This window comes from Microbacterium sp. (assembly GCF_040394595.1).
Lineage (GTDB): Bacteria > Actinomycetota > Actinomycetes > Actinomycetales > Microbacteriaceae > Microbacterium.
Genome location: NZ_JBEBSA010000033.1, coordinates 1 through 7,023 on the forward strand (window position 1 = coordinate 1; position 7,023 = coordinate 7,023).

A 7,023-nucleotide genomic window follows, 5' to 3' on the forward strand; every position below is an offset into this window, starting at 1 on the left:
GGTTCTGCATCCGCGGGGCGTCCCGTCCGGTCCGTCTATTCGTCACAAAGTCCCGTAATCTGCTCCGAATTGCGGGACTTTGTGACGAATAGACGGCGTGCGCGACGGGGTACGCTGCGGGCGGGGTCAGTGCAGGGAGGCGTCGGCCGCGGTCCGAAGCCAGCGGGTGAACTCGACGGTGAGGCCCGCGCGCGTCGGGGCGGCGAGGAAGGGGCCGGCCTCGGCGACGGCAGACTCTTCGAAGGGGGCGACCCGGACGAGGCGCCAGTCCCCGTCGTCGGCACGGGCGCGGACGATGAGCGCATCCGGCCAACGGCTCACTCGCACCGTGATCTCGGCGTCGATCCAGTCGTCCACGAACCCGATCGACCAGTCGGAACTGCGGTCGGTGACCACGGCGCCGAGGCCGAGGTGCCGATCGGCGTACTCCACGCCGGCCTTCACCCAGTGCTCGGCGTCCACGCGCACGAGGACTCCGGCCTGGTCGAACTGGCCGTTCCAGGGGGCGCGGAAGGAGACCTCCATGGCCTCGCCGACCGCCAGGGGAGCGCAGAGTCCGTGCGCGTCGTCGTGCACGAAGCCGTACGCGGTGCGCCGCCAGGCGTCGCTTCCCTCCGCGGCGGTGACGAACAGGCTCCCGTCGAGGCGGATTTCGGCGGGCTCCGCGGTCCAGGCGCCCTCTGACCAGTCGACGGGTTCCGGGGTTGTTCCGCTCAAAAAGAACTCCTGAGGTTATATTTCTGAAATAGTCGTGTTATAGTTATGCGATGGTCATCGCAGTGATCGCGGACATCATCGGATCCCGCCGGCTCAGCGACCGGGCGTCGGCGCAGCAGGCGCTGGATGAGACGATCGCGGAGCTCGAAGAGCGGCACCCCGGAGCGGAGCAGCCGCTGTCGCCCACAGTAGGCGACGAGCTGCAGGGCGTCTACCGGGATCTCGGCGTGTGCCTGAACGCGCTCCTGCGGGTGCAGCTGGCGCTCCCGGAGGGGATCGGGCTGCGCTTCGGCATCGGCATCGGCGGGATACGTCCGATCGCCTCCACACATCGGGAGCTCTCCGACGGACCGGGATGGTATGCCGCGCGCGCGGCCATCGAGCGAGTGCATCAGCGGCAGCAGCGCGCCGTGCCGCATATGCGCACCTGGATTGTCGGAGCCCCGGGGCAGGATGAGGTCATGGACACCACGATCGCGGCATCCAACGCATACCTCCTCGCGCGCGACGAGCTCGTCGCGCGGATGAGCGAGCGCGAGCGCCGTCTCGTCTGCGGACGCCTGGACGGGATGTCGCAGCGCGCACTCGCCGATCAGGAGGGCATCACGCAGGCCGCCGTGTCCAAGGCGCTGCGCACCGCCGCCGCCGCCTCGCTCCTCGACGGGATGTCGCAGCTGGCGGGGGAGGAGTCATGATCCTCGCCGGTCTCGCTCTGCTCGCGGTCGGAGGCGTCGACCTGGTGCGTCAGTTCGTCCCGCGGAAGCGCGAATGGATCGGGCACCTCGCCGTCGTCGTGGCGGTGCTCGTGATCGGGGGTCTCAGCGGCGCGATCGTGCCGATGTTCATCGCGGTCGTCGTCGCCGTCGCCTGGCCCTGGGCGATGCCGGATCGGGGTCGTTCCCGGGCCGGCTTCTGGCCCGCGGTCGCGCTGGCCGTGCTCTGCGCCCTCTCCGTGGTGCTGCTCGGTAGCCGGACCGAGACCGGCATCATCGGCGGGGTGTGGGACGTGCGGTCGCCGTTCGGCCCCATCTCCTTCGACCTCGCGGTGCTCGTGCTCGGCGTCATCGTCTTCCTGCTCGAGTCGGGCAACCTCGTGGTGCGCACCGCGCTCGCGGGGGAGCGGGCCTGGCGTCCCGCCGACATCGACCGGCCCCTCCCCGACGAGCCCCCAGCGGCACCCGCCTCCGCGCCCCTCCCGCCGACGGCACCCGCCCTGGCGCCCGCGCCTCCGATGCTCTCCGCGCCCTCCGGTGTCCCCGCGCCTCCGGCGGCACCTCCCTCCGCCACCGCGCCGCCGCCCTTCCCCACGCCCGCCCGGCCCCCGCTGCCCGGCCGCGGCGGGCTCGACGGCGCCGGTGGCGAGAATCCGTCCCCGCCGGCGGGGACGGAGACGGCCGCGGTGCCCGGCGGATTCAAGGGCGGCCGCCTGATCGGTCCTCTCGAACGTCTTCTGGTCTTCCTTCTGACGCTCACCACGGCGTACCCGCTGCTGGCGGCGATGCTCGCCGCCAAGGGGATCGTCCGATTCCCGGAGATCTCGAAGGACGGCGTCACCGGTTCGCGGGCCGAGTACTTCCTGGTGGGCAGCCTGGTCAGCTGGGTGATGGCCCTCGGCGGCGCGATGCTCGTCTGGTGGGCGGCGCACGTCTGACGTCGGAGGCGACGTCACCGCGCTGATAGCCTGGAACGCGTGTCTGAACCCGCTCTGACGACCGCGCCGGTGGCGCTCGACCCCACGTTCGAGAACGTGTGGGACGAGCTCGTGTGGCGCGGCCTCGTCCACGTGTCCACCGACCAGGAGGCGCTGCGCGCCCTGCTCGCCGGGGACCCGATCACGTATTACTGCGGGTTCGATCCGACGGCGCCGAGCCTCCACCTGGGGAACCTCGTCCAGCTCCTCACTCTGCGGCGCATCCAGCTCGCCGGGCACAAGCCGCTCGGCCTCGTCGGCGGCTCGACGGGTCTCATCGGAGACCCGCGCCCCACCGCGGAGCGCACGCTGAACACCCGGGAGACCGTGGAAGAGTGGGTCGGCCGACTGCGCACGCAGGTCGAGCGGTTCCTCAGCTTCGAGGGCGAGAACGCCGCGCGCATGGTCAACAACCTCGACTGGACCGCGCCGATGTCCGCGATCGACTTCCTCCGCGAGATCGGGAAGCACTACCGTGTGGGCACGATGCTGAAGAAGGACGCGGTCGCCGCCCGGCTCAACTCCGACGCCGGCATCAGCTACACCGAGTTCAGTTACCAGATCCTGCAGGGGATGGACTTCCTCGAGCTCTTCCGGCAGTACGACTGCGTGCTGCAGACCGGCGGCAGCGACCAATGGGGAAACCTCACCAGCGGCACCGATCTGATCCACCGCGTCGAAGGTGCGTCGGTCCATGCGATCGGCACGCCGTTGATCACCAACAGCGACGGCACCAAGTTCGGCAAGAGCGAGGGCAATGCGATCTGGCTCGACGCCGAGATGTGCAGCCCCTACCGGATGTACCAGTTCTGGTTGAGCACCGCGGACGCCGACGTGATCGAGCGCCTCAAGGTGTTCACCTTCCTCACCCGGGCCGAGATCGACGAGTACGCTGCACTGGTCGAGGCGGAACCCTTCCGTCGCGCCGCGCAGAAGCGCCTCGCTTTCGAGGTGTGCGCCACCGTGCACGGTCGGGAGGCGACGGAAGCAGTGATCGCCGCCTCGGAGGCGCTCTTCGGACAGGGCGACCTTTCGTCGCTCGACGCGGCGACGCTCCGGACGGCCCTGGAGGAGCTTCCGCATGCCACGATCGGTGCCGGCACCCCGGTGGCGGAGGCGCTGGTGTCGACCGGACTGGTCTCGAGCGTGTCGGAGGCCCGCCGCGCGATCTCGCAGGGCGGGGTGTCTCTCGACGGCGTCCGTGTCGAAGACGAGAGCGTGACCGTGCAGGGCTCGCTGCCCGGCGGCGTCTCTGTCCTGCGCCGCGGCAAGAAGACCCTCGCCGGGCTGTTCATCGGCTGACGCCATGCCGCTGACACCGGCCCATGCGATCGTCGCCCTGCCGTTCCTGCGCACTCCGCTGGTTCCCGCGGCGGTGGCGATCGGCGCGATGACGCCGGATCTGCCGCTCTTCATCCCCGGCCTGACCGAGGGGTCGGAGTTCACGCACTCCACCGCCAACGTCGTCTGGACCACGGTGATCGCCGCGGTGCTGTATGCGCTCTGGCGAATGCTCCTGCGCCCGGCCTCGGTGGAGCTGCTGCCCGGGGCGATCTCCCGCCGGCTGCCGGTGCGGTGGCAGGGCGTCGGCGCTCCGGCTCTGCGGGAGGCGTTCCTGCCCTCGTCACGTTTCGGGCCGTCGATCGTGGTGCTCGCGCTGCTGCTCGGCGTGCTCAGTCATCTGCTCTGGGACAGCTTCACGCACACCGGACGCCGTGGAGTGGAGTTCCTCCCGGGGCTCAAGGAGATGTGGGGTCCTCTCACCGGCTACTCCTGGATGCAGTACCTGTCGAGCTTCGGAGGGCTGCTCGTGCTCGCGATCGCTCTGATCGTGTGGGTCCGCCGCACCCCGGTCGGCGACGATCCGCGCACCCTCTCCGGCCGTGGACGGCTGATCTCGTGGCTCACGCTACCGGCCTTGCTCGTCATCGCCTGGCTGATCGGGGTGCTGATCTTCGGCCCGCCGACCTCGGCGTACGCGCAGTCGTCGCTCGCGTACCGGACGCTCCCGCCGGCCTGCGGCATCTGGACCGCGGGGTCGGCGGTGTTTTGGGCGATCCGCCGGCGGAGGCGCGCGTTCGTCGTTACCGCCGCGGCTGAGCGCGGGCTGACAGACCCGACGTCGATCGGTTGATACCTTCGGCGACATGCCGTTCACTCCGAGCCACGCGGTCGTCGCGCTGCCGTTCGTCCGCACGCCCCTGGTCCCCGGAGCGATCGCGATCGGCGCCATGACGCCGGACCTGCCGCTGTTCGTCCGACGGTTCGGTCCGGACTACGCCTTCACGCACTCGACGGTCAACATCGCCTGGACGACGCTGATCGCCGCGGCTCTGCTGCTGCTCTGGCGGCTGGTGCTGCGACCCGCCGCGGTCGAGCTGGCTCCGGCCTCCGTGGCCGGCCGGCTGCCCGCGGAGTGGAGACGTCGCGGGATGGTCGCGCTGCGGGAGACGTTCGCGCCCGGGGAGCGGTTCGGCACGCTCCTCGTGGTGCTCTCCCTCATGCTCGGTGTGCTCTCCCACATCGCCTGGGACGGGTTCACCCATGAGGGGCGCTGGGGCGTCGATCTGCTCCCGGTGCTCGACGAGCGCTGGGGGCCGCTGCCCGGATACAAGTGGCTGCAGTACGCGTCGGGCGTCGGCGGCCTGCTCGTGATCGGGGTCTTCGCGCTGCGGTGGCTGCGGAGGCGACCGGCGGCGACCGCGGTGCGACGGACGCCGGGGTGGGTGCGAATCGTCTGGTGGCTGTCGCTTCCGGCGACGCTCTTCGTGGCGGGGCTGCTCGGCATCGCACTGCTCGGGCCGTTCGGCGCGGACTTCACGTTGCCGCACCTGATCTATCGCGTGCTGGTGCCGGCGACCGCGTTCTGGGGCGCCGCGACTCTGCTGCTCTGCCTGCTCCTGCCGTTCTGGGCGCGCTCGGCCGACTGAGGGGTCACCACCAGGCCGGCGCGTCGGCGCCCCAGGGACGCGGGGCGGCGAACCGTTCGGGTGCGCCGGGCCAGCGCACTGCGGGGATCACGGTCGTGACCGTGCGCGCCCCGACGAGGAAGTCCTGGGTCTCGGCCGTCTCCGGCGCCGACCCGGCGCTTCGGAGGTTGCGGGGAAGGCCGAGGAGCTCGGCGGCGACGCGTCGCAGCGAGGTGGACACGCTCCAGCATTCCCCGGTGTCCGCTCGTCGCTGGAGTGCTCGCACGATGCCGGCGGCGAGGAGATACCCGGCGGAGTGGTCGAGTCCCTGGGCGGGTAGCGCTCCGGGAACCCCGGGTTCGGCGGACTCGGCCCAGGCGATCCCGGAGGAGGCCTGGACGAGGCTGTCGAACCCGCGGCGGTCGGGCTCCGTCCAGGCCTGCAGCGTCGCGATCACGAGATGCGGATGCCGGAGTGCGAGCCGGGCGGGGGAGAGCCCGAGCCCCGCCAGCGCATCAGGCCGGTATCCGAGCACGACCACGTCCGCATCGGCGAGGAGGGCCTCGAGTGCACCGGCGGAACGGCGCACGTCGAGCAGCGCGGTGCGCTTGCCGTGCCCGGTGTCGAGGTGCTGCCACTCGAACTCCGGCACGTCGGGGCGGTCGATGCGCAGTACGTCCGCCCCGGCGAGGGCGAGGGTACGGGTGGCGACGGGACCGGCGATGACGCGCGTGAGGTCGAGCACGCGGACACCGCGCAGCGGGGTCTCTTCCGAAAGAGCGGGGAGCGGATGACGGGGTGCGTCGGCGCGGCGGCGGATGTCGACGAGCGGGAGAGCGCGCAGCCGCGCGTCGAACGACCCGTCCTCCGGAGCGACCGTGACGCAGAGGCCGCCCTCTGCCGTGATCAGCCGAGCCGCCTCGCCGCCGGGGAGGCGTCTCAGCGCTTCGGCCAGCTCCGGCCCCGCGACCTCGGCGGAGAGCCCGAGTGCGGTGCGCAGCGCGGTGGCGTGGTGCGGGTAGTTGGCATGCGTGCGGACCCAGCCGTCGGCGGAGCGCCAGAACCCGGACAGCGGCGACCAGACGTCGGGCGGCTGGCCGTCGATCCGCAGGTGCCGGTCGCTGCGGTAGGCAGCGGCGACGCGGAGGGGGTGCGGACGCCGAACGGCTGTGCCGAGGAGCAGGGCGATCGCCTGTCCGAACGCGGAGACCGCATCGGCGGCGAGCGAGGGGAGTCCGAGGTGCGATCGAAGGGGCACCGAGGTGCCGGCGTCCGGGATGTCCGGCAGCGCCAGATCGGCACGGATGCGCGGATTCAGAGGGGACATGGCACCGCCGGGTCGGAGGGGGAGAGGTCTTCCAGGAGCCTACGCCGGAGCTGGGGGAGGTGCTCGACACGCCCGGGATCTGGGGCGGATTTGCCGAGGGGGCGGGTTCCGCGTAATGTTTTACCTGTTCGCCCCAAAGGGTTGAGCGGAAGGCCTCCGGGCCTGGCTCCCCTCAAGCAGTGAACATCCCTCTTCCTCTTCCATCCACGGGTTCGTGGGTCTAAGATGGAGGGTCCCGGCTCCGGAAGCTGTTTTGACAGCGTCGGATCGGCCGGGTATGGTTGTGAAGTTGCCCTGCGCGTCTCGCCGTGATGGTGAGTGTGCGGGTGCGTCCGATCCTTGAGAACTCAACAGCGTGCACTTGTCAAATGCCAATTTTA

General features: G+C 71.0%; 7 protein-coding genes. 5 read left to right on the forward strand and 2 right to left on the reverse strand.

Features of this window, described 5'->3' with window-relative positions:
• Positions 1–126: 126 nt before the first annotated feature.
• On the reverse strand, positions 127–717 hold the full coding sequence (locus ABWO84_RS15785) for a DUF1349 domain-containing protein (RefSeq protein ID WP_353116283.1): 591 nt from the start codon (positions 715–717) through the stop codon (positions 127–129).
• A 50-nt stretch (positions 718–767) separates the two neighbouring features.
• On the opposite strand from ABWO84_RS15785, the gene ABWO84_RS15790 reads away from it, so the two are divergent.
• The 5 genes from ABWO84_RS15790 to ABWO84_RS15810 are packed head-to-tail and all read left to right on the forward strand — an operon-like array spanning position 768 to position 5,337.
• Complete coding sequence (locus tag ABWO84_RS15790) at positions 768–1,412, forward strand: SatD family protein (protein WP_353116285.1); 645 nt, start codon at positions 768–770, stop codon at positions 1,410–1,412.
• A complete protein-coding gene (locus ABWO84_RS15795) occupies positions 1,409–2,368 on the forward strand; it encodes a hypothetical protein (protein WP_353116287.1) in 960 nt (319 codons plus the stop codon). Before ABWO84_RS15790 ends, ABWO84_RS15795 begins: the two co-directional genes overlap by 4 nt.
• Before the next feature lie 39 nt (positions 2,369–2,407).
• Positions 2,408–3,709, forward strand: coding sequence for a tyrosine--tRNA ligase (gene tyrS / locus ABWO84_RS15800; protein WP_353116289.1), 1,302 nt, complete (start codon positions 2,408–2,410; stop codon positions 3,707–3,709).
• A 4-nt stretch (positions 3,710–3,713) separates the two neighbouring features.
• The gene (locus ABWO84_RS15805) at positions 3,714–4,541 is read left to right on the forward strand and encodes a DUF4184 family protein (protein WP_353116291.1); all 828 of its coding nucleotides are present in this window, start codon (positions 3,714–3,716) and stop codon (positions 4,539–4,541) included.
• 13 nt (positions 4,542–4,554) lie between these two features.
• On the forward strand, positions 4,555–5,337 hold the full coding sequence (locus ABWO84_RS15810) for a DUF4184 family protein (protein WP_353116293.1): 783 nt from the start codon (positions 4,555–4,557) through the stop codon (positions 5,335–5,337).
• Between the two features lie 4 nt (positions 5,338–5,341).
• Here the strand turns inward: ABWO84_RS15810 and ABWO84_RS15815 are convergent, their stop codons facing one another.
• Positions 5,342–6,643, reverse strand: coding sequence for a CoA transferase (locus ABWO84_RS15815; protein ID WP_353116295.1), 1,302 nt, complete (start codon positions 6,641–6,643; stop codon positions 5,342–5,344).
• Positions 6,644–7,023: the final 380 nt, after the last annotated feature.

Coding starts and splice junctions, on each gene's coding strand:
- ABWO84_RS15815 (WP_353116295.1), bottom strand. CDS start 6,643: ATGTCCCCTCTGAATCCGCGCATCCGTGCCGATCTGGCGCTGCCGGAC.
- ABWO84_RS15805 (WP_353116291.1), top strand. CDS start 3,714: ATGCCGCTGACACCGGCCCATGCGATCGTCGCCCTGCCGTTCCTGCGC.
- ABWO84_RS15795 (WP_353116287.1), top strand. CDS start 1,409: ATGATCCTCGCCGGTCTCGCTCTGCTCGCGGTCGGAGGCGTCGACCTG.
- ABWO84_RS15790 (WP_353116285.1), top strand. CDS start 768: ATGGTCATCGCAGTGATCGCGGACATCATCGGATCCCGCCGGCTCAGC.
- ABWO84_RS15810 (WP_353116293.1), top strand. CDS start 4,555: ATGCCGTTCACTCCGAGCCACGCGGTCGTCGCGCTGCCGTTCGTCCGC.